We start from the raw sequence: 24,289 nt of genomic DNA, 5'->3' as shown, positions 1-24,289 counted from the left end.
CGCGAGCCGTACTCTGGGGCCCATGCAGACCTCGTCGGACCGGCACGAGTACCCCGCCCACTGGGAGGCCGACGTGGTGCTGCGCGACGGCGGCACCGCGCGCGTCCGCCCCATCACCGTTGATGACGCCGAGCGCCTGGTCAGCTTCTACGAGCAGGTCTCCGACGAGTCGAAGTACTACCGCTTCTTCGCGCCGTACCCTCGCCTGTCCGCCAAGGACGTCCACCGCTTCACGCACCACGACTTTGTGGACCGGGTGGGACTCGCGGCCACCATCGGCGGCGAGTTCATCGCCACCGTACGCTACGACCGGATCGGCGCCGGCGGAACACCCGCCTCGTCCCATCCGCCGCCCGCCACCACTCCTTCCGGAGGGCCCGTCGCGCCCGCCCCTCCCGTCTCCGACGAGGCCGAGGTCGCCTTCCTCGTCCAGGACGCCCACCAGGGACGCGGCGTCGCCTCCGCGCTGCTGGAACACATCGCCGCCGTCGCCCGCGAGCGCGACATCCGCCGCTTCGCCGCCGAGGTACTGCCCGCCAACACCAAGATGATCAAAGTGTTCATGGACGCCGGGTACACCCAGAAGCGCAGCTTCGAGGACGGCGTGGTCCGGCTGGAATTCGACCTCGAACCCACCGACCGCTCGCTCGCCGTGCAGTACGCGCGCGAGCACCGCGCGGAGGCGCGTTCCGTTCAGCGGCTGTTGCAGCCGGGCTCGGTGGCGGTCATCGGCACCGGCCGCACACCGGGAGGCGTCGGCCGCAGCATCCTCGGCAACATCCGGGACGCGGGCTACACCGGCCGGCTGTACGCCGTGAACAAGGCCTTCCCCGAGGACCTGAGGGAACTCGACCAGGTGCCCGCCCGCCGCTCGGTGCGCGACATCGACGGCCCCGTCGACCTCGCCGTCGTCACCGTGCCCGCCGAGCACGTGCCCGGGGTCGTCACCGAGTGCGGTGAGCACGGCGTGCAGGGCCTCGTCGTGATCTCCGCCGGGTACGCCGACAGCGGCCCCGAGGGACGTGAACGCCAGCGCGCCCTCGTGCGCCAGGCGCGCACGTACGGCATGCGGATCATCGGACCCAACGCCTTCGGGATCATCAACACCTCCCCGGATGTGCGGCTCAACGCCTCCCTCGCCCCCGAGACGCCGCGCCCCGGCCGGATCGGCCTGTTCGCCCAGTCCGGCGCCATCGGCATCGCCCTGCTGTCCCGGCTGCACCGGCGCGGCGGCGGGGTCACCGGCGTCACCGGGGTGTCGACCTTCGTCTCGTCCGGCAACCGGGCCGACGTCTCCGGCAACGACGTCCTCCAGTACTGGTACGACGACCCGGAGACCGACGTCGCGCTGATGTACCTGGAGTCCATCGGCAACCCGCGCAAGTTCACCCGCCTGGCCCGGCGCACGGCGGCGGTCAAGCCGCTGGTAGTGGTGCAGGGCGCCCGGCACGGCGGCGTGGCGCCACAGGGGCACGCGGTACGGGCGACGCGGCTGCCCCACGCGACGGTCTCCGCGCTGCTGAGGCAGGCCGGCGTGATCCGCGTCGACACGATCACCGACCTGGTCGACGCGGGGCTGCTCCTCGCCCGCCAGCCCCTGCCCGCCGGGCCGCGGGTGGCGATCCTGGGCAACTCCGAATCACTGGGACTGCTGACATACGACGCCTGCCTCTCCAAGGGGCTGCGGCCGCACCCGCCCCTGGACCTGACGACGGCGGCCTCGGCGGACGACTTCCACGCGGCTCTCTCCCGTGCCCTGGGCGACGACACCTGCGACGCGGTGGTGGTGACCGCCATCCCGGCGGTGGGGGAGGGGTCGGCGGGTGACGCGGCGCTGGCCGAGGCCCTGCGATCGGCGGCGGCCGCGGTGCCCGCCAAGCCGGTCCTGGTGGTCCACGTGGAACTGGGAGGTCTGGCGGAAGCCCTGTCCGCGGCGGCGAGCACGGCGCCGCAGGCGGCCCTGCCCGGCGAGGTGCGGACGACCTCGCCCGCCGGCCCCCGGGCCGCCCCGCCCGCGCGGCCCCGGGCGGCCGCGGCACCCGAGCCGAGGGCACCCGAGTCGCGGGCGCCCGAGTCGCGGGCGGCCGCGTCCGCTGAGAACGGGGCGATCCCGGCCGTCGGGTCGCAGGCGACCCCGGCTGCCGAGCGGCAGGCGGCCTCGCCCGCCGAGACCCGAGCGACCCCGTCCTCCGCGGCGGGTTCCGCCCGACCGGCCACTCCCGCGTCCGAGCCCGCCCGAGCCCCCGACGGAGCCCGCCCCATCCCCGCCTACCCCGCCGCCGAACGAGCCGTCCGCGCCCTCGCCCAGGCCGTCGCCTACGCCCAGTGGCGCCGCGACGCCGCCGACCCCGGCAAGGTGCCGGAGTACGAGGACATCGAGGAGAAGGGCACCGCCGAGCTGATAGCCGGGCACCTCGCGCGCGGGCAGGGGCTCACACTCGGCACGCGGGAGACCTGCGACCTGCTCGGCAGGTACGGCATCCACGTCCACCGCGCCCTGCCCGCCCCCACCCCCGACGACGCCGTCGCCGCCGCGCGGACCATCGGCTACCCCGTCGCCCTCAAGGCCACCGCCCCGCACCTGCGCCACCGCGCCGACCTGGGCGGTGTGCGGCTGGACCTCGCGGACGAGGAACAACTGCGACGGGCGTACGCGGAGTTGACCGAGCTGTTCGGCAAGCCCGCGGAGCTGCGCCCGGTGGTGCAGGGCATGGCACCGCGCGGCGTCGACACGGTCGTACGCGCGGTCATCGACCCGGCGGCCGGTGCCGTGCTCTCCTTCGGGCTCGCCGGGGCCGCCACCCAGTTGCTCGGCGACATGGCGCACCGGCTGATCCCGGTCACCGACCGGGAAGCCACCTCGCTCATCCGTTCGATCCGCACGGCGCCCCTGCTCTTCGGGTGGCGCGGCTCGGCCCCGGTCGACAGCTCCGCCCTGGAGGAGCTGCTGCTGCGGGTCTCCCGGCTGGTAGACGACCACCCGGAGGTCGTCGCGGTCACCCTGGAACCGGTCGTCGTCGCCCCGCGCGGCCTGAGCGTCCTCGGTGCCACCGTCCGCCTCGCGCCCCCTCCCGCCAGGGACGACCTCGGCCCGCGGACCCTGCCGGCGTACTGACGGCCCACGGCCCGGGACGGGTACCGCACGAGCGTGCCGCGCAGTCAGTGGGCCACCGTAGGATGGACGGCATGGCCAAGACCAGTACGACGACCCAGGGGCTGCGAGCGGCGATCGAGCGCAGCGGCTACTACCCGGCCCTCGTGGGCGAGGCGGTGGAGGCCGCCGTGGGCGGCGAGCCCGTCAGGTCGTACCTGGTCCACCAGGAGACGACGTTCGACCAGAACGAGGTGCGCCGGCACGTGACCGTCCTCGTGCTCACCGGCAACCGGTTCATCGTCAGCCACACCGACGAGCAGGCCGCCGACGACACCTCCCCGTCGCCGTACGCCACGACCTCCACGGAGTCCGTCAAGCTCGGCCGGATCTCGTCCATCGTCGTCAGCCGCGTGGTCGCCAACCCGGAGCAGTACAAGCCGGGCACGCTGCCCCGCGAGATCGTGCTGACCATCGGCTGGGGCGCCGTCTCCCGCATCGACCTGGAGCCCGCCGCCTGCGGCGACCCCAACTGCGAGGCGGACCACGGCTACACGGGCAGCTCGACGGCCGACGACCTGAGCCTGCGGGTCAGCGAGGCCGGAGACGGCCCGGAGACGGTGCGCCAGGCGCTCACCTTCGCCCAGGCCCTGTCCGAGGCGACCGCGGACTCCGCCCGCTGATGGTGCAGCCCGCCGCCTGGGACACCGCCCCGGAGCCCCTCCCCGTCGATTCCGCCCCCGTACCCGAGTACGGCAGCGGCTCGCTCGCCGACCTGCTGCCCACCCTCGCCGCCGGCCTCGGCGTCCCCGGCATGACCGCCGGCATCACGGAACTGGCCCCCGCCGACCGGAACTGCGTGTTCCTGATCGACGGCCTCGGCTGGGAGCAGTTGCGGGCGCACCCGGAGGACGCCCCCTTCATGAGTTCGCTCCTGAGCAGCTCACGCGGCGGCACCGGGCGCCCGATCACCGCCGGTTACCCGGCGACCACCGCGACCTCCCTCGCCTCCGTCGGCACCGGCCTGCCGCCGGGCGCCCACGGCCTGCCCGGCTACACGGTGCGTGATCCGGCCACCGGCGAGCTGATGAACCAGCTCCGCTGGCAGCCGTGGACCGCGCCGGGCCCCTGGCAGCCGTATCCCACGGTCTTCCACACCGCCCACGAGGCGGGTGTGCGCGCCGCCCAGGTCTCCTCCCCGACCTTCGCCAACACCCCGCTGACCAAGGTCGCGCTCAGCGGCGGCACGTTCCACGGGCGGCTGTCCGGCGAGGACCGCATGGACTGCGCCGCCGAGCAACTGGCCGGCGCCGACCGTGCCCTGGTCTACACGTACTACGCCGAGGTCGACGGCGCGGGCCACCGCTTCGGCGTCGACTCCGACACCTGGCGCGGCCAGCTCGGGCACGTCGACCGGCTGGTCCAGCGCCTCGCCGAGCAGCTACCGCCACGCAGCGCCCTGTACGTCACCGCCGACCACGGCATGATCGACGTGCCCTTCGACGAGGACCACCGCATCGACTTCGACGACGACTGGGAGCTGAAGGCGGGCGTCGCCCTCCTCGGCGGCGAGGGCCGCGCCCGGCACGTGTACGCCGTCCCCGGTGCGGCGAACGACGTGCTGACCTGCTGGCGCGAGGTGCTCGGCGAGCAGTTCTGGGTGGCGTCGCGGGACGAGGCGATCGCGGCGGGCTGGTTCGGCCCCCGCATCGACGACCGGGTGTACGACCGCATCGGCGACGTGGTCGCCGCCGCCCGGGACGACGTCCTGCTCATCGCCTCCGAGCGGGAGCCGAAGGAGTCGGCGATGGTCGGCAACCACGGGTCGATGACCCCTGCCGAGCAACTCGTCCCCCTGCTCGAAGTACGCTCCTGAAGCCCTCCTCCACGCCCTGCCCCGCCCCCGCCGCCGCTGTCGAAAGGTGCTCGACCCCTCATGTCCGAGCTGGTCTTCTTCTCCGGAACGATGGACTGCGGGAAGTCGACACTGGCTCTCCAGATCGAGCACAACCGCTCGGCACGCGGCCTGGTCGGCATGATCTTCACCCGGGACGACCGCGCGGGCGAGGGCAAGCTCTCCTCCCGCCTCGGCCTGGTCACCGACGCGGTGGAGGTCGAGGACGGACAGGACCTGTACGCCTACCTCGTCGACCACCTCTCGCAGGGCGGTCGCGCGGATTACGTGATCGCGGACGAGGCGCAGTTCCTCGCGCCGGACCAGATCGACCAGCTCGCGCGCGTGGTCGACGATCTCGGCATCGACGTGTACGCCTTCGGCATCACCACCGATTTCCGCTCCAAGCTCTTCCCCGGCTCCCAGCGCCTGGTCGAACTCGCCGACCGCGTCGAGGTGCTCCAGGTCGAGGCCCTGTGCTGGTGCGGTGCCCGCGCCACGCACAACGCCCGCACCGTGGGCGGCGTCATGGTCGTCGAGGGGGCCCAGGTGGTCGTCGGCGACGTGGCCCAGTCCCCCGACGAGGTCGGCTACGAAGTGCTGTGCCGACGGCACCACCGGCGCCGTACGACCGCCGCGACGGCCCACGCCGCGGCGCTGTCGCCGGACGTGCTGCCGGTATCACCCGCCTGAGCGCCCCAGGGACCCCGCGCCCGTGCCCCGACGGCCCTCCAGCAGTGACAACCGCGCCCCCTCCGGATCCGCCACCAACGCCACCCGGCCGTGAGGCGTGTCCTGGACGGGCTTGAGTACATGCCCGCCGAGATCGGCGAGGTGCTCCAGGGACTCCTCCGCGTCGGCCACCTCGAAGTACGTCATCCAGTGCGGCCCCCGGTCGCGGGGCAGGGCGTTTCCGACACCGTGGATACCGGCGACGGGGCGGCCTTCGAGGCGAAGGGTCACGTAGTCGAGGTCCGCGGAGACCTCCGGCACCAGTTCGAAGCCGAACACCGTCTCGTAGAACTTCGCGACACTCGCCGACTCGGCGGTCACCAGCTCGTTCCACGCCGGTGTGCCGGGTACGTCGGTGACGGCCGTGCCGAGGTGCGCCGCAGCCTGCCAGATGCCGAAGACGGCGCCCGACGGGTCGGAGCAGAGGGCCAGGCGACCGGCCGCGCCCGCGTCCAGCGGGCCCACGCCGAGCGTGCCACCGCACAGGCGTACCGTTTCGGCCGTCCGGTTGACGTCGTCGGAGGCGAAGTAGGGCGTCCACGCGATCGGCAACTGCCGGTCCGGGGGCAGTTGGCCGATACCCGCCACCTCGCGCCCGTCGAGCAGGGCCCGCACATAGGGGCCCAACTGCTGCGGGCCGGGCTGGAACTCCCAGCCGAACAGTGTGCCGTAGAACTCCTGGGTCGCGGCCGGCCCGTGCACCATCAGACTCACCCAGCAGGGTGTGCCGGGCGTGCGCCGGGCGTTCGTCTCGCCGTTCCGGCCGGCCGACCCCCGTGCGTCGGTCATCGTCACTCTCTTCTCGGCCCTTCGCGGGCCGTGCGTCCGCTTCCGCTCTGACGGACCTTCGCGCCGATGCCGGCACCGGGCCTGGTGCCGCGCGCTTCGGGCGCGCCCGTGGGGCAGCCCGGCTGCCCGGGTGGCACAGCTTGTGCCCGAACCCGTACGCCTCGTGATCGGTACTGTCCGGCGGGCAGAGTAGCCCGACATCGACGCGGCGGCCACTCGGTAGGCCAGGATGGGGCCATGAACGCCATCATCTCCGCATCCGAACTCGAGAACGAACTGGCGGACGGGAACCCGCCCGTCCTGCTCGACGTCCGCTGGCAACTGAGCACGGCCAAGGCGGCCGGCGCCGCGCCCTTCGACGGCGGGGCCGCGTACGCGGCAGGGCATCTTCCCGGTGCCGTCTTCGTGGACCTGGACAGGGAACTCGCCTCCGCACCCGGCGGGCGCGGTCGCCATCCGCTGCCCGACGTGGCGGAGTTCGGCGCGGCTATGCGCCGGGCGGGCGTGTCGTCCGGCCGGCCGGTCGTCGTGTACGACGGGGGGCAGGGGTGGGCGGCGGCCCGCGCCTGGTGGCTGCTGCGCTGGACGGGTCACCCGAACGTGCGGGTCCTGGACGGCGGGTTGCCGGCCTGGGAGGCGGCGCTGTCGACGGACGTCCCCGCGCCCGCGGAGGGCGACTTCACTCCGGAGCCGGGCGCGGCGGGTCTGCTGGACGCCGACGGGGCCGCCGCCCTGGCCCGCTCCGGGCTGCTGCTCGACGCCCGCGCGGGGGAGCGTTACCGGGGCGAGGTCGAGCCGATCGATCGGGTCGGTGGTCACATCCCGGGGGCCGTGTCCGCGCCGACGACGGACAACGTGGCGGCGGACGGCCGGTTCCGGCCGGCGGATGAACTGCGGGCGCGCTTCAAGGCGTTGGGCGCCACGGAGGACGATGAGGTGGGCGTGTACTGCGGCTCGGGCGTGTCGGGCGCCCACGAGGTGCTGGCGCTGGCGGTGGCGGGCATCCCGGCGGCGCTGTACGTGGGCTCGTGGTCGGAGTGGTCGTCGGACCCGGGCCGGCCGGTCGCGGTGGGGCCGGACCCGCAGTAGACCGGGGGAGGGAGCGGCGCGCGGGCTTCCGAGCAGGTGGGGACGTCCCCGAGCAGCGTTGACGACGGCATGGTGGGATCGGCTCCGAGCGGAGCCGATTTTGAGCGGAGCCGATGAGGGCGTGGCGGTGCGGGTCCCGGGCGACGAAGCCGCGGCGGCGGGCCCCGCCGCCCGGCAGGTCGGACGAGCGTGACCGGGGGCGCACCCGCGTGGGCGTGCCCCCGGTCACGCTCGTCGAAGGCCGCTCTACTCCTGCTTCTTCCGCCGCGTCCCGAACACGATCTCGTCCCAGCTCGGCACCGCCGCCCGGCGGCCCGGGCGGACGCCGTCGGCCTCGGCCTGACGGTCGGTGGAGCCGGTGAGGCGGTCGCGGTGGCTGGCCACGGAGCGCGGCATGAGCACGTCCGCATAGGCCGACCCCGCCGACGCCGCAGGTGCCGGGGGCTCCTCCACCTCGGGCTCCTCGACCGGTTCCTCCGCCGGTTCCGGAGCGCGCTCGGGCACCACCAGGTCGCCACGGAAGCTCGGTACCGCCTCCAGCAGGCTGGTGAGGGAGTCGCGTTCGCGTTCGGCCGACGCGGTGGCCGCGGTCTCCTCGGCCGGCTCGGACGGCGGCGGAGGCAGGCTCGGCCGCTCCCGCTGTTCCCGGTCGAGAGTGCGGTCCAGCGGCCGGTCGCGTGGCAGCCGGGCGATGCGCGGGACGAACGGGAAGCTCGGCTCGGGCGCGGCGAGGTCGTCGTCGGACTCGCCGATCAGCGTGCGTGCCTCGGCGTCGACGGCCTGGACGAGTCGCCGGGGCGGGTCGTAGGTCCAGCTCGCCGAGTGCGGCTCACCCGCGACCAGGTAGACCAGCAGGACTTCCCAGGTGCCGTCGTCGCGGCGCCAGGAGTCCCACTGGACGGTGTCCTTGTCGGCGCCGCGCAGCAGCAGCCGTTCCTGGACGGCCTCGCCGAGGGGCGGCCCGGAGTTCTCGCCGGGACGACGGACGGGGGTCTTGCGGGCCCGCTCCGCCATGAACGCGCGCTCGGCCAGCACGGGTCCCTCGAAACGCCGTACGCGGTCGACGGGGATGCCGGCCATCTGGGCGACCTCTTCCGCGGTCGCGCCGGCTCGTATACGGGCCTGGATGTCGCGGGGGCGGAGATGACTCTCCACCTCGATCTCGATCTGGCCGAGGCGGGGACGGTCGCCGCGTACGGCGGCCCGGAGCCGCTCGTCGATCGGAAGCGTGTACTCCGTGCTGTCCGCAGCCTTCAGCACCAGTCGTGTGCCGTCATTCGAGACGGCCACGACACGCAGTTCGGGCATGGGGACCTCCCGGGTGGTGCCTGCCGACGTCACGTGCGTCGCTGCTCCCGCTCTGTCGAGTGTGGCCTGCCCGGGTGCAGCCTGCCACAACCTTGCCGAGTTGCCCGGCGTGTCGGGCACGGGCCCTGGATCGCCGTTATGGCACGGTTACCTATTCGCAACGCTAAGTGACCAACTGCGTCACCCTGTGCAACTAGCCCCCTCCCGGCGGTCCTTCAAGATCCTGAACCCCCTGTCGGGAGACCGGACCCAGGGCTCGCAACAGTACTCCATTCGGGCCACGTGCGTGGATTGGCGCGCCGCCCAACTTCTGACGAGAGGCGGCACTTGGCCGCCCCGGCCGGATTTTCGCGATCTTGGACGTGGCGTACTTCACGGAATCGCCAGAAACGGAACTAATGGTTTCGTCCGCACGTCCCTTTCTCGTGCAGTTGATCGATCATGTATGGGAAAGACAGGCAAGGTCCGGTGATGCACGAAAAGCCCGATGACGCAGGCGAGATGGATGCGCGTACGGAGGTGAAGGCCAAGCGAATCGACCTGAGCATGCCCCAGGTCGCCGGCAGTGCCCTCGCGGCGGTGGTGGCCGCGAAACTCGCCTCCTCCTTCGGCGTGTACGGCACGATCCTCGGGGCCGGCCTGATCAGTGTGGTGGCCACGTGCGGAGGGTCGGTCCTCCAGCACTTCTTCAAGCGCACCGGCGAGCAGATCAGGGTCAAGCGCTCCGTCGGCGCCGTGCGGGCGGGCGGGCGGGCCGCACCGGTTCCGGGCGGGTTCACCGAGGGCACCGTCTACCGTGCGCGGACCAAGGGCTGGAAGCGCCCGGTGATCGCGGCGGCCCTCGTCTTCGGCGTCACCATGGCCGGGATCACCACGTACGAACTCGTCTCCGGCGAGAGCCTGAGCGGCGGCCGCAGCACCACCGTCGGCAGCGCCCTCACCGGCCACGACAAGTCCGCGTCGGACCCGGGGGAGTCGGGCGGTTCCGGTGGGTCCGAGTCGGGCGGTTCCGGTGGGTCCGAGGAGGGCTCGCAGGGCGATCAGGACGACCGGGGCAACCAGGACTCCGACGGGACCGGCGGCTCGACGGGCTCCGGCTCCGGCGACGACACCCCGGCGGCCACCCCGTCCGGACCCCCGGGCGAAGCCGGCGACGGCGCGTCGTCGGGCGGCACCTCCACCGAGGACGGCGGTACGGAGCCCAGCGCGACGCCCACCCCGGAGGCCACCGGGACCGACGGCTCCGGCGACGCCACGAGCCCGGCCCCCGACGCCTCGGCTACGGTCCCAGTACCCGGCGCAGGTAGTCGTTCCGGAACAGCCGGTCAGGATCTAGACGGTTCCGCAGCGCCGTGAACTCGCCGAAGCGCGGATACACCCGGGAGAGGTACTCGGCGTCCCTGGTGTGGATCTTGCCCCAGTGCGGCCGCCCCTCGTGCGCCGTGAAGATGCGTTCGGCGGCGGTGAAGTACGCCTGGTAGGGCGTGCCCCGGAACATGTGGACGGCGATGTACGCGCTGTCGCGGCCCGATGCCGTGGACAGCGTGATGTCGTCGGCCGGAGCCGTACGGACCTCGACCGGGAAGCTGATCCGGAGCCGGGACCGGTCCACCATCGCCCTCAGCTCACGCAGGATCTCGACGACGGCCTCGTGCGAAACGGCGTACTCCATCTCAACGAAACGCACCCGGCGCGGAGAAGTGAAGACCTTGTAGGGGGTGTCCGTGTACGTCCGCGCGGACAGCGCCCTGCTGGAGATCCGGGCGATCGAGGGAATGGTGGCGGGCACCGCGCGGCCGACCCAGTTGGCCGCCTGGAAGACGCCGTTGGACAGGAACTCGTCCTCGAACCAGCCCTGGAGCCGCCCCACCGGCTGATCGGGGCCGGCACTGCGGTTGTTGCGCTTGGTGTTGGTGCTCCCGGTGTGCGGGAACCAGTAGAACTCGAAGTGCTCGTTCTCGGTCCACAGTTCGTCGAAGTCGGCGAGGACCCGGTCGAACGGCATCGGCTCCTCGCGGGCCGTGAGCAGGAAGATCGGCTCCACGGCGAAGGTGATCGCGGTGACGACGCCCAGCGCGCCCAGGCCGATCCGGGCGGCGGCGAACACCTCGGGGTTCTCCCGCTCGGAACAGGTCAGCACCGAGCCGTCCGCCGTAACCAGCTCCAGGCCCCGGATCTGGGCGGCGATCGAGGCCGAGTCGCGTCCCGTGCCGTGGGTGCCGGTACTGGTGGCCCCGGAGACGGTCTGCTCCATGATGTCGCCCATGTTCGTCAGCGACAGGCCCTCCCGCGCGAGGGCCAGGTTGAGCCTCTTGAGCGGTGTGCCGGCCTCGACCGTGACCGTCATGGCGTCCCGATCAATATCGCGGATGCCGGTCAGCAGTTGAGGGCGTATCAACACACCGTCCGTCGCGGCTATGGACGTGAAGGAGTGTCCGGTGCCGACGGCCTTGACCGGCAGTCCGTCCCCGGCCGCCCGGCGAACGGCCTCGGCCAGTTCGTCCACGGAGGCGGGAGTGACCTCCCGCGCGGGGCGCGCGGAGACGTTGCCGCCCCAGTTACGCCATGTGCCGTTCTTCCCGCTCGTCATCCCGCTCGCCGTGCGTGTACTGCTCAACGGTCCCTCCCCGACGCGGATCCGGCCGCTTGAGCCGGCGGTACCCGAGGAAACCGACCGCGACCGCGACGGCCCCGGCCACCGCCGGAACCCCGTATCCCGCACGCGCCCCGGAGGCGTCGATCACCCAGCCGCCCGCGGAGGAGCCGAGCGCGACCCCGACCGCGAGGCCGGTGCTCACCCAGGTCATGCCCTCGGTGAGCTGCGTGCGTGGTACGTGCTCTTCGATGAGGGACATCGTCGTGATCATCGTGGGAGCGATGGACAGACCCGCAACGAACAGCGCCGCGGCCAGAAACAGCAGGTTTCCGACCAGTAGGAGGGGGATCATACTCACGGCCATCGCACAGACGCCCAGCAACCAGCGCCGTTCCGGCGGTCCGGCGAAGCGCAGCAGCCCGAAGACCATGGCCGCCGTGCACGAACCCGCCGCGTACAAGGCGAGCACCAGGCTGGCCGCGGCCTTGTGCCCCTCCTCCTCGGCGAAGGCCACGGTGACCACGTCGATGGCCCCGAAGATCGTGCCCGTCGCCACGAACGTGGTGACCAGGACCTGAAGCCCCCGGGAGCGCAGTGCGGTGCCGCCGCCCCTGTGCTCGCGCGGATGCGGTTCCGGCTCGGTGGCACGCTGCGCGGTCAGCCAGAAGACACCCGTGGCCAGGAAGCAGGCGGCGAGCAGCGGTCCGGCCTCCGGGAACCAGGCCGTGGACAGGCCGATGGAGATGATCGGTCCGAAGATGAAGCAGATCTCGTCCACCACGGACTCGAAGGAGTACGCGGTGTGCAACTGGGGGGTGCCCCGGTACAGGGCCGCCCAGCGGGCCCGGACCATCGCGCCGAGGCTCGGCACGCAGCCGATGCCGACGCACGCGACGAACAGCACCCAGTCCGGCCACCCGTAGTGCGCGGCCGGCAGCAGCACGGCCGCCGCGGTGAGCGACACGAGGGTCGCCGGGCGCAGCACCCGTCGCTGGCCGTACCGGTCCACCAGGCGGGAGACCTGCGGCCCGGCCACGGCGGCGGCGAGCGCGATGGTGGCCGACAGGGCCCCGGCCAGTCCGTACCGCCCGGTGAGCTGCGAGATCATCGTCACCACGCCGATGCCCATCATCGACAGTGGCATGCGGCCGAGGAAGCCCGCGGTCGAGAAGGCCTTGGTGCCGGGGGCGGCGAACAGGGCGCGGTAGGGGCTGGGCAACGAGGTCTCCGGGAACGACTCGGTACAGCTCAGTAAGGTGCGAACGCAGTCGATACAGCTTACTCGTCGGGTCGCGCGGAAACACCCCCGCGGACCTGGCCGAACGCACCCTCGGTACCCCACCGTTTCCCCGCTGTCAGTGCCGGGTGGCAGGATCGAGACATGCCAGACGTGCTCGATGCCAGCCCCTACGACGCCCTGCTCCTGCTCTCGTTCGGCGGCCCGGAGGGCCCGGACGACGTGGTCCCGTTCCTGGAGAACGTGACGCGCGGACGCGGCATCCCCAAGGAACGCCTCAAGGAAGTCGGTCAGCACTACTTCCTCTTCGGCGGGGTCAGCCCCATCAACGACCAGAACCGCGCCCTGCTGGACGCCCTCCGCAAGGACTTCGCCGAGCACGGCCTGGACCTGCCGGTCTACTGGGGCAACCGCAACTGGGCGCCGTACCTGACGGACACCCTTCGGGAAATGGTCCGCGACGGCCGCCGCCGCATCCTCGTGCTCGCCACCAGCGCCTACGCCTCGTACTCGGGCTGCCGGCAGTACCGCGAGAACCTCGCGGACGCGCTCGCCGCCCTGGAGGCGGAGGGACTGGAGTTGCCGGAGATCGACAAGATCCGGCACTACTTCAACCACCCGGGCTTCGTCGAGCCCATGGCCGACGGAGTCGTCCGGTCCCTGGCCGAGCTGCCCGAGGAGGTCCGGGACGGCGCGCACATCGCCTTCTCGACCCACTCGATCCCCACCTCCGCCGCGGACACCTCCGGGCCGCTCGAGGAGCACGGTGACGGCGGAGCGTACGTACGCCAGCACCTGGACGTGGCGCAGGTGATCGCCGACGCAGTCCGCGAGCGCACCGGCGTCGACCACCCCTGGCAGCTCGTCTACCAGTCGCGGTCGGGCGCCCCGCACATCCCGTGGCTGGAGCCCGACATCTGCGACCACCTGGAGGAGCGCCACGCGGCCGGCGCCCCCGCTGTGGTCATGGCCCCCATCGGTTTCGTCTCCGACCACATGGAGGTCCTGTACGACCTCGACACGGAGGCCACGGCCAAGGCGGAGGAGCTGGGTCTGCCGGTGCGCCGCTCCGCCACCGTCGGCGCCGACCCGCGGTTCGCCGCCGCGGTCCGGGACCTCGTTCTGGAGCGGGCCGCCGACGAGCGCGGGCAGGAGGTCGCCCCGTGCGCGCTCGGCGCGCTCGGCGCGAGCCACAACCTGTGCCCGGTCGGCTGCTGCCCCGCCCGTGCCCCACGCCCCGCCGCCGCGGGCGCCGACAGCCCTTACGCATGAGGAGCCCCGTGACCGACGTGACGCCCGACCCCCTCCATGCCGAGCTGCTGAAGATCGCCCAGGAGGCCGCGCACCGCGCGGGCGAGCTGCTGCGCGACGGCCGCCCGGCCGACCTCGCGGTCGCCGCAACCAAGTCCAGTCCGATCGACGTGGTCACCGAGATGGACATCGCGGCGGAGAAGCTGATCACCGGCTTGATCGCCGACCGCCGCCCCGACGACGGCGTCCTCGGCGAGGAGGGCTCCGCCACCGAGGGCACGAGCGGTGTCCGCTGGGTCATCGACCCGCTCGACGGCACGGTCAACTACCTGTACGGACTGCCCACCTGGGCGGTCTCGGTCGCCGCCGAGCAGGATGGCGAGCGGGTGGCCGGGGTGGTCGTGGCCCCGATGAGGGGTGAGGCGTACCACGCGGTACTGGGCGGTGGAGCCTGGATGACGGGAGCCTGGGAGGGCGAACGCAGGCTCGCCTGCCGCCCCGCGGCACCGCTCGACCAGGCGCTGGTCTCCACCGGTTTCAACTACGTCGCCGACGTCCGCGCCGAACAGGCCGACATCGCGCGGCGGCTCATTCCGCTGGTGCGCGACATCCGGCGCGGCGGCTCGGCCGCGATCGACCTGTGCGACGTGGCCGCTGGACGACTCGACGGCTACTACGAGCGCGGGCTGCACCCCTGGGATCTCGCGGCGGGCGACCTGATCGCCCGGGAAGCGGGCGCGGTGACCGGTGGACGCCCCGGTGAGCGTCCGTCCGGCGATCTGACGATCGCGGCCACCCCGGACGTGTTCGGGCCCCTCCAGCGGCTCCTGGTGGACTTCGGCGCGTAGGCCCGGCCGGCGCGGACGGGGTGGGGCGGATCGGGTCGGGATCGGATCGGGTCGAGCGGTGCGCCCGACCAGCGCGGCAGGAAGCGCCGCCTCCCTCATCCCGGTGTCTGCGGCGTGATCCGCGCAGGACAGGATCCAGCGCCGACTGCCCGTACGGCCGACCGGCACAGGGAGGGGCAGCGGCTGACGCTCCCCGGCGGCGCTCCGCCGTGGGCGGTTGCCGTCGTCGGGGCAGGATCTCCGACTGACGCGGCCCGAGGCCGACCCGCTGGGCGTTGTACCCCGCGCGGTTCGGAGCGGGTGTTCGTCGTGGCGCCCGTCGGGCCGCGGTGTGCGGCAGCCCGGTGCTGTCCGGTGCGCCGTCCAGCGGGACCCCTGGGGCCGCTCGGTGTTGGTGACCTCGGTGGTGGCCGGTCGGGCCGCGGCCTTCGTGTGTTCCGGTGCTGATGTCCGGAGCCCGGTCCGGCGGGGCCTTCGCGCGGTTTGCCGCCTGACGTGGTTCTCCTGCGGCTCGACGACGGCCTCCTCGGGCGATGGCACGGACTCGCGGGTGTGGGTGGTGGAACGTCCCTGTGCGGGCGGTGGCGTGTGGCGGCGGCGCGTCCCTGGGGCGGGTTGCGCGGCACGGTGTCGGCGGGTGCCGCTGAGCCCGCCTCCCAAGCGACTGCCTTCCTAAGCGCTCGGCTTCGCTCGAGCGGGTCTCATCGCCCGGTGGCACGGCTGCCCGCGGCAGGCCCGCTCCGACGGCCTGGTGCCGCCCGGCCGGGGCGGCACCGGCGTGCGGTCCCTCCGGCGTGCGGTCCCTCCGGCGGGCCGTCCACCCTCGTACCCCCGCTCGCGCCGGGCGTCCCGGCCCCCGCCCGCTCACCGCCGGACGGCAGCACGCACGACGAGGCCCCGGCGCCGGATCGACCGGATGCCGGGTTCTACTGATCCCCGCAACACCCTGGAGTTCAGGGAGCTGCGGGGATCGTGGATTTTGAGGTGCTGAAGGCGAAGTTCTTCGAGGCGCTGGATCGGGAGGGCGGCAGCGTCACCGCTGCTGCTCGCGCGGTCGGAGTGAACCGCAATACGGCGTTCGGATGGGCCCGCCAGGCTGGTGTCCGCGGTCGCGGTAAGTCCGGCACGTCTGGGCATCCCGGTCGGGCGGAGTACGAGCGGCTGCGTGCGGCCGGAGTCCGACGCCGGGATGCCGCCGCGCAGGTCGGTGTCCACGTGCGCACGGCCCACGACTGGGACCAGGGCATCCGGCAGATCGGCCATTCGCGACTGCGCCCTGACGGCCGCCTGATCGTCTATAAGACCGGTGTGACCATCATCCAGCCGCCTCTCGCGGCGGTCGACGCGCCGCTGCACCCCAGGTTCCTGAACGTGGCCGAGCGGGAGACGATCGCCGACATGCACCGGGCCGGCCACTCGCTGGGGGCGATCGGGCGGGCTCTGGGACGGCCGGCGTCCACGGTCAAACGGGAGATCGACGCCCGGGCAGTCGACGGCGTCTACCGGCCGCACCGGGCCCAGCGGACCTGGGCCGAGAGCCGGTCACGGCCCAAGACCTCGAAGCTCGCCGCAGACGGGCCGCTGCGTCGATACGTTGAGGACAAGCTGCGCGAACGCTGGTCTCCAGAGCAGATCAGTCACGCTGTGGTCATCGAGTTCCCCGACGACGAGAGCATGCGGGTGAGTCCGGAGACGATCTACCAGGCCATCTACGTCCAGGCCCGAGGCGGCCTGCGCCGTGAGATCGCGGTCGCACTGCGCAGCGGTCGCACCCGCCGCAAGCCTCACCGCAGCCCGGAGCAGCGCACTCGCCGCTTCGTCGACGAGATGGTGATGATCTCCGAGCGGCCTGCCGAGGTGGAAGACCGGGCGGTTCCCGGCCACTGGGAAGGCGATCTGATCGTCGGTCCCCGCAGCGACAGCGCGATCGTCACCCTGGTCGAGCGCTCCACCCGCTACGTCATGCTCGGACACCTGCCCGGCGGACACACCGCCGAGGAAGTCCGCGACGTGCTGGTGCCGCTGATCCAGACCCTGCCCGAGCACCTGCGCGGCTCGCTGACCTGGGATCAGGGCTGCGAGATGGCCTCCCACAAGCAGCTCACCGTCGCCACGGGAGTGCCGGTCTACTTCTGCGATCCGCACTCCCCCTGGCAACGCGGGTCGAATGAGAACACGAACGGCCTGCTGCGGCAGTACTTCCCCAAGGGCACCGACCTGTCCGCGCACAGCGCCGAAGACCTCGAACACGTTGCCCAACAACTCAACGGCCGGCCACGCAAAACGCTCGGCTGGAGAACCCCAGCCGAGTGCCTGCGTGATCTACTGACAGCCGCGTAAGCCATCAGGTGTTGCGAGGACCCCGAGAATCCGCCGATCCCGCCGGGGCCTCGTCGCTCACGGGCAGATCAGACGCCGGTCGCGCCGACCTCCACACCGTGCTCGGCAGCGAGACGGCGCAGGTCGTCGAGCTCTCCCAGCTCCACCTCGACGAGGAACTCGTCCCCCTCGTCGCGGGCCCGGGACAGGTCGGACTCGGTCGTCTTTATGCGCTGCAGAAGTCCTGCGGTGAAAGCGTCCATGCTGCGCCCCCTCGTCCTGGGTCGTGGGTCGGTGGCACGGGGGTGTGCCGTTCGGAAGGGACGATCACGTCTCCGGTGGAGTGCCCAGCGCTGCCCTGCCGGGCGGCGACGATGCCGGACACCCACGCCCGCTCTGCGGAAGCGGACCGCGGCGTACCGCGCGGTAACGCGGTACAGGCAGAGCGTGATCGCGGGGTGTAAAGCCGTCCTCCCCCCACTCCCTTCCGCGGAAACCTCAACCGCGCGAGAAAATCCCGCATTCCCGCGTCCGCCGCCTTTCCCGGCCCGGCCGGCCGGCGCGGGCCGCTTCGGGACCGGCACCGGTTCCCCACCCGCCTTACAGCCGACTTATGGCCGAAAAGGGCAGGATGGAGGCAACACCCACCAACCCCCTGCCCTCGTGCGTCCGAGAAGCGCTACGCGGGTGGACACAGGAAGGACAAGCGACGTGCGCGTACTCGTCGTCGAGGACGAGCAACTGCTCGCCGATGCGGTGGCCACCGGACTGCGCCGGGAGGCCATGGCCGTCGACGTCGTGTACGACGGTGCGGCCGCCCTGGAGCGCATCGGCGTCAACGACTACGACGTGGTCGTCCTCGACCGCGACCTCCCGCTCGTGCACGGCGACGACGTCTGCCGCAAGATCGTCGAGTTGGGCATGCCCACGCGCGTGCTGATGCTCACGGCCTCCGGTGACGTCAGCGACCGGGTCGAGGGCCTCGAGATCGGCGCCGACGACTATCTGCCCAAGCCCTTCGCGTTCAGCGAGCTCATCGCGCGCGTGCGCGCCCTGGGCCGGCGCACCAGCATGCCCCTGCCGCCCGTCCTGGAGCGTGCCGGCATCAAGCTCGACCCGAACCGGCGTGAGGTCTTCCGGGACGGCCAGGAGGTGCAGCTCGCCCCCAAGGAGTTCGCCGTGCTGGAGGTGCTCATGCGCAGCGAGGGCGCGGTCGTCTCCGCGGAGCAGTTGCTGGAGAAGGCCTGGGACGAGAACACCGACCCGTTCACCAACGTCGTGCGCGTGACGGTGATGACCCTGCGCCGCAAGCTGGGCGAGCCGCCCGTCATCGTCACCGTCCCCGGCTCCGGCTACCGGATCTGATCGACCGTGGCGACGACACCCGCGCCCCCCGGGGCGCCTCCGAAGCCCACCTGGGACCCGCGGTCGGCCACCCCGCTGCCGTGGCTGCGGCCCACCATCCGGATAAGGCTCACGCTGCTGTACGGCGGCATGTTCCTGATCGCCGGGATACTGCTGCTGTCGATCATCTACCTGCTCGCCGCCCAGGCGGTACGCACCGGCAACCAGCCGCTCTACAAGATCGTCGATTTCCAGGACCTCCAGGTCGCGAGCAACGACTGTCCCGGAGTCACCAACGGCAACCTGTCGCTGTCGCAGTTCAACGCCGCGATCAGCGACTGCATCGACCACCAGCGCCAGGTCGCCCTGGACCGACTGCTCAGCCGCTCGCTACTGGCCCTGCTGGGCCTCGCCGTGATCGCGTTCGCCTTCGGCTACGCCATGGCCGGGCGCGTCCTGTCGCCACTGGGCCGGATCACCCGCACCGCGCGCGCGGTGGCGGGTTCGGACCTCTCCCGGCGGATCGAGCTGGACGGCCCGGACGACGAACTGAAGGAACTGGCGGACACCTTCGACGACATGCTGGAGCGGCTGCAGCGCGCCTTCACCGCCCAGCAGCGCTTCGTCGGCAACGCCTCCCACGAGCTGCGCACACCGCTGGCGATCAACCGCACCCTCCTGGAAGTGCACCTCTCCGATCCGAACGCCCCGGTGGAGCTCCAGCAGCTCGGCAAGACGCTGCTGGCCACCAACGAACGCAGCGAGCAGCTCGTCGAGGGCCTGCTGCTGCTCGCCCGCAGCGACAACCAGATCGTCGAGCGCAAGCCGGTCGACCTCGCCGAGGTGGCCGGCCAGGCCATCGACCAGGTGCGTGCGGAGGCGGACACCAATGACGTGGAGATCCGGGGTACGCGGGAGCCCGCCGTGGTCCAGGGCAACGGCGTCCTGCTGGAGCGCATCGCCCTGAACCTGGTGCAGAACGCCGTGCGCTACAACGTGGCCGGACAGGGCTGGGTGGAGGTCACCACCGCGGTCGAGAACGGCCATGCGGTCCTGGTGGTCACCAACACGGGCCCGGTGGTGCCGGCGTACGAGATCGACAACCTCTTCGAGCCGTTCCGGCGGCTGCGGACCGAGCGCACGGGCAGCGACAAGGGCGTGGGCCTCGGCCTGTCGATCGCGCGGTCCGTGGCCCGGGCGCACGGCGGGCACATCTACGCACAGCCGTGCGAGGGCGGAGGGCTCGTGATGCGTGTGACGCTCCCCGTCTGAGATCATGACCCCGACATCTCACCGAGACCCAAGGATGTTCGCTTTGGGCGGAATTCGCAGGCCATCGGACCTGGAGTCGCCTGTGTGATCGATCACAGCGGAGACTTTCCCGCCATTCACTCTCGGTGATCATGCACCCTGTCGGAAAGCCGGGAAAATCCCGGTTTTCAGGGGTCCTGATCACGGGAAGTACACGGTGGGACGCCTTTGAAGTGCGGTATTAGGACCGTGTACGGTCCCCATCGCCATCCAAGCCGATCACTCATGAGGGGTCCGGTTGGGTGTCGATTGAGTAACAGACCTTGATGTGAGGCAAAATCTCCGCCTCAGGTCGGGCACAAGTCCGGCCTCTCACGCGTTACGTGCGCTGGAGACACCCGCAGACACCCAGAGGGGGAGAGCGACCATGGCAACCGATTACGACACTCCACGCAAGACCGACGACGACGTCGACTCGGACAGCCTCGAAGAGCTGAAGGCCAGGCGGAACGACAAGTCCGCCTCGGCCGTCGACGTCGACGAGTTCGAGGCCGCGGAAGGCCTCGAACTTCCCGGCGCCGACCTCTCGAACGAGGAACTGGCCGTCCGTGTACTTCCGAAGCAGCAGGACGAGTTCACCTGCATGAGCTGCTTCCTGGTGCACCACCGCAGCCAACTGGCCCGGGAGAAGAACGGCCAGCCGATCTGCCGCGACTGCGACTGAGGCGGGGTCGGCCGTGACTGGCTCGACCCCTCCCTGGAAGCGCCGCTTCTCCCGGCGGGAAGCGGACCAAGGACCGTCCGACGGTCCCTACAGCGCGCGTGACGACGAGCGGGGCCCGACCGATACGGGGACGGCCTCGCTCGAATCAGTGGTCGACCGGGGTGACCTCCCGGCGACCGCTCAGACGCCGGCGCCCGCTGCCCGGCGCCGGGCAGCGGCGTACCGGCACAAGGCGCGCCAGGGCGTCCGCACCGGCGGCCAGCGCGCCAGGGCCGCCCTGGCGCACCTCGCCGACCGGATCATCGATCTGGCCCCGCGTGTGCCCGTACGGGACCTGGCGACGCTCCGCGGGCAGTTCCCGGGGCTCGGACCCGAGGAGCTCGCCGACCGGCTGGTGGCGGGCGCCGCCAAGGGCACCGCGACCGTCGGCGCGGGCATCGGCGCGGCCGCGATGATGCCCGTACCGCCGGCGATGCCCGCGGAACTGGCCGCCGAGATCACCGGCGTCGCGGCGATCGAACTGAAGATGATCGCCGAACTCCACGAGGTCTACGGCGTACGACCGCCCGGCAACCTCGCGCAGCGCAGCACCGCGTACCTGAACTCCTGGTCGGACGAGCGCGGCGTCGACGTGTCCAAGCCGTCGACTCTCGGTTCGGCCATGAACGGTCACATGAAGCGCCAACTGCGTCAGCAGATCATGAAGCGGATGGTGCGTGACCTGCCGAACCTGATGCCCTTCATGGTGGGCGCGGCCGTCGGCGCCGTCATGAACCGCCGCGACACCAGAAAGCTGGCCGCCAGAATCCGCGCGGACCTGCGCAGGAAGCAGGTGCCGTGGAGCGCCCTCGGCGAACTCCCGGCGCTGGAGGGACCGCGCGACGCGCTGGACATGGGCGCTCTCACGAAGGGATTCGGTCCGAAAGGGCTCGGCCGCCGCCCAGGCGGGGACGGCGAACGCTGACCCCGCGCGTGCGCTACGCCGCGGCCTTCGCCGCCGTCAGGGCCTCCACCAGCCGCTCCGGCTCGCGGGTCGACAGGTACAGGTACGGAGTCGGGTCCTCAGGATCCGTGACCACCACACGCACGGCCCTCGGGATGTAGGCGCGCAGCAGCAGGAAGGCGCGGGTGTCCGCCTTGTGGGTGCGCCAGGCGCGGGCCTCCTCCGGGTCGAGGATCTCCGCCTCGCCCAGGGCCGAGACCGGCACCTTCGCCTCGCCCGCGATCAGCGAGTCGCCCACCACGCGGATGCGGACCGCGCCGTACGAACTGGCCGCCACCGCCGCCACCGCCGTCCCGCCGGCCAGGCCGCCCAGCATCGGCAGCGTGCCGAAGGGCAGCAGGATCAGGGCGAACGAGAGCCCCACCAGGAAGGAGACCAGCCACCAGGAGCGGGGCGCGGTGAGGCGTTCTTCGTACGGGGCGGTGGAGAGCGGCATGAACCAAGCTTGGCACGGTATCGGTGTTCGGCCGACGCGCGGGTAAGGTCTGCGCCTGTGAGTGGTACTTCCCCAGGTCTTCAGCCCCCCGCCGACGCCGTGAAACCCGTGCGGCATCCTGACGCGCCCGCCCCCGGCGAACTGCTCGGCGCGCACTACGGCCAGTGCTTCGGCTGCGGCGGCGACCAGCCCCACGGGCTGCACCTCCAGGCGCGGGCCGGCGAAGGCGTGTCGATCACCGCCGAGTTCACCGTGCAGCCCGCCCACCAGGGCGCCCCCGGCCTGGCGCACGGCGGCGTGCTGGCCACGGCCCTGGACGAGACCCTCGGTTCGCTGAACTGGCTGCTGCGCACGATCGCGGTGACCGGACGGCTGGAGACGGACTTCCTGCGGCCGGTGCCCGTCGACACGACGCTGCACCTGGAGGCCGAGGTGACCGCGGTGGCCGGCCGCAAGATCTACTCCACCGCCACCGGCCGGATCGGCGGCCCCGACGGACCGGTGGCCGTGCGCGCCGACGCGCTGTTCATCGAGGTCAAGATCGATCACTTCGTGGACCACGGCCGCGAGGAGGAGATCCGCGCCGCCATGGACGACCCGGACCAGGTCCGCCGCACCCGCGCCTTCGAGGTGAACCCGTGAGCCGCGAGCCCAGGCCGGAACTCGACGTCCTGATCCGCCGCGTCGACCCCGACGTGCCCCTTCCGACGTACGCGCAGCCCGGTGACGCGGGCGCCGACCTGTGCACCACCGCCGGCTGTGAACTCGCCCCCGGCGAGCGGGCCGTACTGCCCACGGGTGTGTCTGTGGCGCTCCCGGAGGGGTACGCGGCCTTCGTGCACCCACGTTCCGGGCTGGCCGCCCGCTGCGGTGTCGCCCTCGTGAATGCCCCGGGGACGATTGATGCCGGGTACCGTGGGGAGATCAAGGTGATCGTGGTGAATCTCGACCCGCGCGAAACTGTGCGGTTCGAGCGCTTCGACCGGATTGCCCAACTGGTCGTCCAGCAGGTCGAGAGGGTCCGCTTCCGCCAGGTCGCGGAGCTTCCCGACTCGGCACGGGCCGGAGGGGGCTTCGGGTCCACCGGCGGTCACGCCGGGACGGACCGTGCAAGCGGCACAAGCGGTCAGGTCGCCGAGGGCGGCCCGACGGGTGGGAATCGATACGCTTCGGTCGTATCCGACCGGGAAGGACAGTGACGTGTTCGGACGTCGCAAGAAGAAGGATGCCGCCGAGGACGCGGCCGGCGAGACCGAGCAGGTCGTCGACAGCGTCGACACCGAGGCGGACGAAGAGCGCGAGCGTGTGCGGCTCGAGCCCGAACCGCGGCCCGACGGGCCCTGGGACAGCACCGAGGTACGCGACCCGTCCGAGGGCCGGGTGGACCTGGGCGGCCTGTTCGTACCCGGAGTCGACGGCATGGAGCTGCGCGTGGAGGTCGCGGGTGACGCGATCGTCGCCGCGACCGTCGTGCTGCGTGACAGCGCCATCCAGTTGCAGGGTTTCGCAGCGCCCAAGCGCGAGGGCATCTGGGGCGAGGTGCGCGAGGAGATCGGCTCCGGCATCACCCAGCAGGGTGGCATCATCGACGAGGTCGAGGGCCCGCTCGGCTGGGAGCTGCGGGCCCAGGTGCCGGTGCAGCTACCGGACGGCACGGGCGGTTTCCAGGTCGTGCGGTTCGTCGGTGTGGACGGTCCCCGCTGGTTCCTGCGCGGAGTGATCTCGGGCCAGGGTGCGGTGCAGCCGCAGGCCGCCGGTCTGCTGGAGCAGATCTTCCGGGACACGGTCGTGGTCCGCGGTGACGGCCCGATGGCCCCCCGCGACCCGATCGTCCTCAAGCTGCCGAACGACGCGCAGATGGTCCCCGAGGGCGTCCAGCAGGAGGAGGGCTCCCGCTTCGCCGGCGGCATGGGCCAGCTCCAGCGCGGACCGGAGATCACCGAGGTCCGCTAGGCAAGTACCACCACGGAAGGGCCGCGCCCCGCACGGGACGCGGCCCTTCCGCACAGCCGGGCACGATGACGAGCCGGGCCGCGCCGGACCGGACCGGACCGGACCGCTGAGCCGAGCGGCGTCCGCTCGTGAGACCGGTGCCCGGTTCCCGGTTCCCGGTAGGGAGGGCCCCCGGCCAGATGGTCACCGGGGCCATGGTGCGCGTCGAGGACGTGCGCGAGCCGTGCGACCACGGCACCGCCGCCGTGCACGCCTGACCCGTGCGTCTCCGCGGACGACTCCGCGCGACGGCGCCCGCGGTCCCGACGCGACCCCGCGCTCGACGCCGGACGGGCGAGGGCGACGGCCGCGACCTGGCGTCGCCGGACCTGGCGTCGCCGGATCTGGACGAGCGGCCGGCCTGCGCGGCGACGGTGTCGGCTTT

22 protein-coding genes are annotated in these 24,289 nt (G+C 72.2%); 16 read left to right on the top strand and 6 right to left on the bottom strand.

Annotated features, from left to right (window positions below):
• The first annotated feature begins 22 nt into the window (after nucleotides 1-22).
• From B1H29_RS09540 to B1H29_RS09525, 4 genes are all read left to right on the top strand, one after another.
• Complete coding sequence (locus tag B1H29_RS09540) at nucleotides 23-3,115, top strand: GNAT family N-acetyltransferase (protein ID WP_055419831.1); 3,093 nt, start codon at nucleotides 23-25, stop codon at nucleotides 3,113-3,115.
• Between the two features lie 62 nt (nucleotides 3,116-3,177).
• The gene (locus B1H29_RS09535) at nucleotides 3,178-3,774 is read left to right on the top strand and encodes a DUF5998 family protein (RefSeq protein WP_055419830.1); all 597 of its coding nucleotides are present in this window, start codon (nucleotides 3,178-3,180) and stop codon (nucleotides 3,772-3,774) included.
• A complete protein-coding gene (locus tag B1H29_RS09530; protein WP_055419829.1) occupies nucleotides 3,774-4,967 on the top strand; it encodes an alkaline phosphatase family protein in 1,194 nt (397 codons plus the stop codon). Before B1H29_RS09535 ends, B1H29_RS09530 begins: the two co-directional genes overlap by 1 nt.
• 60 nt (nucleotides 4,968-5,027) lie before the next feature.
• Nucleotides 5,028-5,678, top strand: coding sequence for a thymidine kinase (locus B1H29_RS09525; RefSeq protein ID WP_055419828.1), 651 nt, complete (start codon nucleotides 5,028-5,030; stop codon nucleotides 5,676-5,678).
• Here the strand turns inward: B1H29_RS09525 and B1H29_RS09520 are convergent.
• Nucleotides 5,667-6,506, bottom strand: a complete 840-nt coding sequence (locus B1H29_RS09520; protein WP_055419827.1) for a VOC family protein — start codon at nucleotides 6,504-6,506, stop codon at nucleotides 5,667-5,669. The genes B1H29_RS09525 and B1H29_RS09520 overlap by 12 nt on opposite strands.
• A 237-nt stretch (nucleotides 6,507-6,743) precedes the next feature.
• Here B1H29_RS09520 and B1H29_RS09515 point away from each other — a divergent pair, with 237 nt between their 5' ends.
• Entirely contained in the window at nucleotides 6,744-7,595 is an 852-nt protein-coding gene (locus B1H29_RS09515; protein ID WP_055419826.1) for a sulfurtransferase, read from the top strand.
• Nucleotides 7,596-7,841: 246 nt separating this feature from the next.
• Here B1H29_RS09515 and sepH read toward each other — a convergent pair whose 3' ends face one another.
• Nucleotides 7,842-8,903 carry a septation protein SepH gene (sepH, locus tag B1H29_RS09510; protein WP_055419825.1) on the bottom strand — a complete coding sequence of 354 codons (1,062 nt, stop codon included), beginning with the start codon at nucleotides 8,901-8,903 and terminating at the stop codon, nucleotides 7,842-7,844.
• 471 nt (nucleotides 8,904-9,374) lie between these two features.
• Here sepH and B1H29_RS09505 point away from each other — a divergent pair, with 471 nt between their 5' ends.
• Nucleotides 9,375-10,259, top strand: a complete 885-nt coding sequence (locus B1H29_RS09505) for a hypothetical protein (RefSeq protein ID WP_055419824.1) — start codon at nucleotides 9,375-9,377, stop codon at nucleotides 10,257-10,259.
• Here B1H29_RS09505 and B1H29_RS09500 read toward each other — a convergent pair.
• Together B1H29_RS09500 and B1H29_RS09495 are read right to left on the bottom strand one after the other, a co-directional pair.
• Nucleotides 10,183-11,493: a D-arabinono-1,4-lactone oxidase gene (locus B1H29_RS09500; RefSeq protein ID WP_055419823.1), complete on the bottom strand. Its 1,311-nt coding sequence runs from the start codon at nucleotides 11,491-11,493 to the stop codon at nucleotides 10,183-10,185. The genes B1H29_RS09505 and B1H29_RS09500 overlap by 77 nt on opposite strands.
• Nucleotides 11,462-12,718 (bottom strand): MFS transporter, encoded by a 1,257-nt coding sequence (locus tag B1H29_RS09495; protein WP_055419822.1) that lies wholly within the window; start codon nucleotides 12,716-12,718, stop codon nucleotides 11,462-11,464. Before B1H29_RS09495 ends, B1H29_RS09500 begins: the two co-directional genes overlap by 32 nt.
• Before the next feature lie 162 nt (nucleotides 12,719-12,880).
• On the opposite strand from B1H29_RS09495, the gene B1H29_RS09490 reads away from it, so the two are divergent.
• The 3 genes from B1H29_RS09490 to B1H29_RS09480 all read left to right on the top strand — a co-directional run bounded on the left by B1H29_RS09490 (nucleotide 12,881) and on the right by B1H29_RS09480 (nucleotide 17,175).
• Nucleotides 12,881-14,008, top strand: a complete 1,128-nt coding sequence (locus B1H29_RS09490) for a ferrochelatase (protein ID WP_055419821.1) — start codon at nucleotides 12,881-12,883, stop codon at nucleotides 14,006-14,008.
• Complete coding sequence (locus tag B1H29_RS09485; RefSeq protein WP_055419820.1) at nucleotides 14,005-14,835, top strand: inositol monophosphatase family protein; 831 nt, start codon at nucleotides 14,005-14,007, stop codon at nucleotides 14,833-14,835. Before B1H29_RS09490 ends, B1H29_RS09485 begins: the two co-directional genes overlap by 4 nt.
• A 1,215-nt stretch (nucleotides 14,836-16,050) precedes the next feature.
• Entirely contained in the window at nucleotides 16,051-17,175 is a 1,125-nt protein-coding gene (locus B1H29_RS09480; protein ID WP_234393050.1) for an IS30 family transposase, read from the top strand.
• A gap of 68 nt (nucleotides 17,176-17,243) precedes the next feature.
• Here B1H29_RS09480 and B1H29_RS38485 read toward each other — a convergent pair whose 3' ends face one another.
• A complete protein-coding gene (locus tag B1H29_RS38485) occupies nucleotides 17,244-17,417 on the bottom strand; it encodes a hypothetical protein (protein ID WP_167392522.1) in 174 nt (57 codons plus the stop codon).
• Between the two features lie 448 nt (nucleotides 17,418-17,865).
• Here B1H29_RS38485 and B1H29_RS09470 point away from each other — a divergent pair, with 448 nt between their 5' ends.
• The 4 genes from B1H29_RS09470 (at nucleotide 17,866) to B1H29_RS09455 (ending at nucleotide 21,437) form a co-directional block, all read left to right on the top strand.
• Complete coding sequence (locus tag B1H29_RS09470) at nucleotides 17,866-18,519, top strand: response regulator transcription factor (protein WP_055419819.1); 654 nt, start codon at nucleotides 17,866-17,868, stop codon at nucleotides 18,517-18,519.
• Nucleotides 18,520-18,525: 6 nt separating this feature from the next.
• Nucleotides 18,526-19,770 (top strand): sensor histidine kinase, encoded by a 1,245-nt coding sequence (locus B1H29_RS09465; RefSeq protein ID WP_055419818.1) that lies wholly within the window; start codon nucleotides 18,526-18,528, stop codon nucleotides 19,768-19,770.
• Between the two features lie 406 nt (nucleotides 19,771-20,176).
• Nucleotides 20,177-20,473: a DUF4193 domain-containing protein gene (locus B1H29_RS09460; RefSeq protein WP_003993510.1), complete on the top strand. Its 297-nt coding sequence runs from the start codon at nucleotides 20,177-20,179 to the stop codon at nucleotides 20,471-20,473.
• Nucleotides 20,474-20,486: 13 nt separating this feature from the next.
• On the top strand, nucleotides 20,487-21,437 hold the full coding sequence (locus B1H29_RS09455; RefSeq protein ID WP_055419817.1) for a hypothetical protein: 951 nt from the start codon (nucleotides 20,487-20,489) through the stop codon (nucleotides 21,435-21,437).
• A 13-nt stretch (nucleotides 21,438-21,450) separates the two neighbouring features.
• On the opposite strand, the gene B1H29_RS09450 is transcribed toward B1H29_RS09455, so the two are convergent.
• Complete coding sequence (locus tag B1H29_RS09450; protein WP_055419816.1) at nucleotides 21,451-21,912, bottom strand: DUF3093 domain-containing protein; 462 nt, start codon at nucleotides 21,910-21,912, stop codon at nucleotides 21,451-21,453.
• Nucleotides 21,913-21,969: 57 nt separating this feature from the next.
• On the opposite strand from B1H29_RS09450, the gene B1H29_RS09445 reads away from it, so the two are divergent.
• The 3 genes from B1H29_RS09445 to B1H29_RS09435 are packed head-to-tail and all read left to right on the top strand — an operon-like array spanning nucleotide 21,970 to nucleotide 23,865.
• Nucleotides 21,970-22,554 (top strand): PaaI family thioesterase, encoded by a 585-nt coding sequence (locus tag B1H29_RS09445; RefSeq protein WP_055419815.1) that lies wholly within the window; start codon nucleotides 21,970-21,972, stop codon nucleotides 22,552-22,554.
• Nucleotides 22,551-23,111, top strand: coding sequence for a dUTP diphosphatase (dut, locus tag B1H29_RS09440; protein WP_055419814.1), 561 nt, complete (start codon nucleotides 22,551-22,553; stop codon nucleotides 23,109-23,111). The genes B1H29_RS09445 and dut overlap by 4 nt, the downstream gene beginning before the upstream one ends.
• 1 nt (nucleotide 23,112) lies before the next feature.
• Complete coding sequence (locus B1H29_RS09435) at nucleotides 23,113-23,865, top strand: DUF3710 domain-containing protein (RefSeq protein WP_055419813.1); 753 nt, start codon at nucleotides 23,113-23,115, stop codon at nucleotides 23,863-23,865.
• Nucleotides 23,866-24,289: the final 424 nt, after the last annotated feature.

This window comes from Streptomyces pactum (assembly GCF_002005225.1).
Lineage (GTDB): Bacteria > Actinomycetota > Actinomycetes > Streptomycetales > Streptomycetaceae > Streptomyces > Streptomyces pactum_A.
The sequence above is the reverse complement of the archived record's forward strand: the minus strand, read 5'-3'. Positions and strand labels throughout refer to the sequence as shown.

Bases quoted from the DNA above. Each gene is read 5' to 3' on its own strand.
- B1H29_RS09540 (WP_055419831.1), top strand. From the start codon at position 23: ATGCAGACCTCGTCGGACCGGCACGAGTACCCCGCCCACTGGGAGGCC.
- B1H29_RS09535 (WP_055419830.1), top strand. From the start codon at position 3,178: ATGGACGGCATGGCCAAGACCAGTACGACGACCCAGGGGCTGCGAGCG.
- B1H29_RS09530 (WP_055419829.1), top strand. From the start codon at position 3,774: ATGGTGCAGCCCGCCGCCTGGGACACCGCCCCGGAGCCCCTCCCCGTC.
- B1H29_RS09525 (WP_055419828.1), top strand. From the start codon at position 5,028: ATGTCCGAGCTGGTCTTCTTCTCCGGAACGATGGACTGCGGGAAGTCG.
- B1H29_RS09520 (WP_055419827.1), bottom strand. From the start codon at position 6,506: ATGACCGACGCACGGGGGTCGGCCGGCCGGAACGGCGAGACGAACGCC.
- B1H29_RS09515 (WP_055419826.1), top strand. From the start codon at position 6,744: ATGAACGCCATCATCTCCGCATCCGAACTCGAGAACGAACTGGCGGAC.
- sepH (WP_055419825.1), bottom strand. From the start codon at position 8,903: ATGCCCGAACTGCGTGTCGTGGCCGTCTCGAATGACGGCACACGACTG.
- B1H29_RS09505 (WP_055419824.1), top strand. From the start codon at position 9,375: ATGCACGAAAAGCCCGATGACGCAGGCGAGATGGATGCGCGTACGGAG.
- B1H29_RS09500 (WP_055419823.1), bottom strand. From the start codon at position 11,493: ATGACGAGCGGGAAGAACGGCACATGGCGTAACTGGGGCGGCAACGTC.
- B1H29_RS09490 (WP_055419821.1), top strand. From the start codon at position 12,881: ATGCCAGACGTGCTCGATGCCAGCCCCTACGACGCCCTGCTCCTGCTC.
- B1H29_RS09485 (WP_055419820.1), top strand. From the start codon at position 14,005: ATGAGGAGCCCCGTGACCGACGTGACGCCCGACCCCCTCCATGCCGAG.
- B1H29_RS38485 (WP_167392522.1), bottom strand. From the start codon at position 17,417: ATGGACGCTTTCACCGCAGGACTTCTGCAGCGCATAAAGACGACCGAG.
- B1H29_RS09460 (WP_003993510.1), top strand. From the start codon at position 20,177: ATGGCAACCGATTACGACACTCCACGCAAGACCGACGACGACGTCGAC.
- B1H29_RS09450 (WP_055419816.1), bottom strand. From the start codon at position 21,912: ATGCCGCTCTCCACCGCCCCGTACGAAGAACGCCTCACCGCGCCCCGC.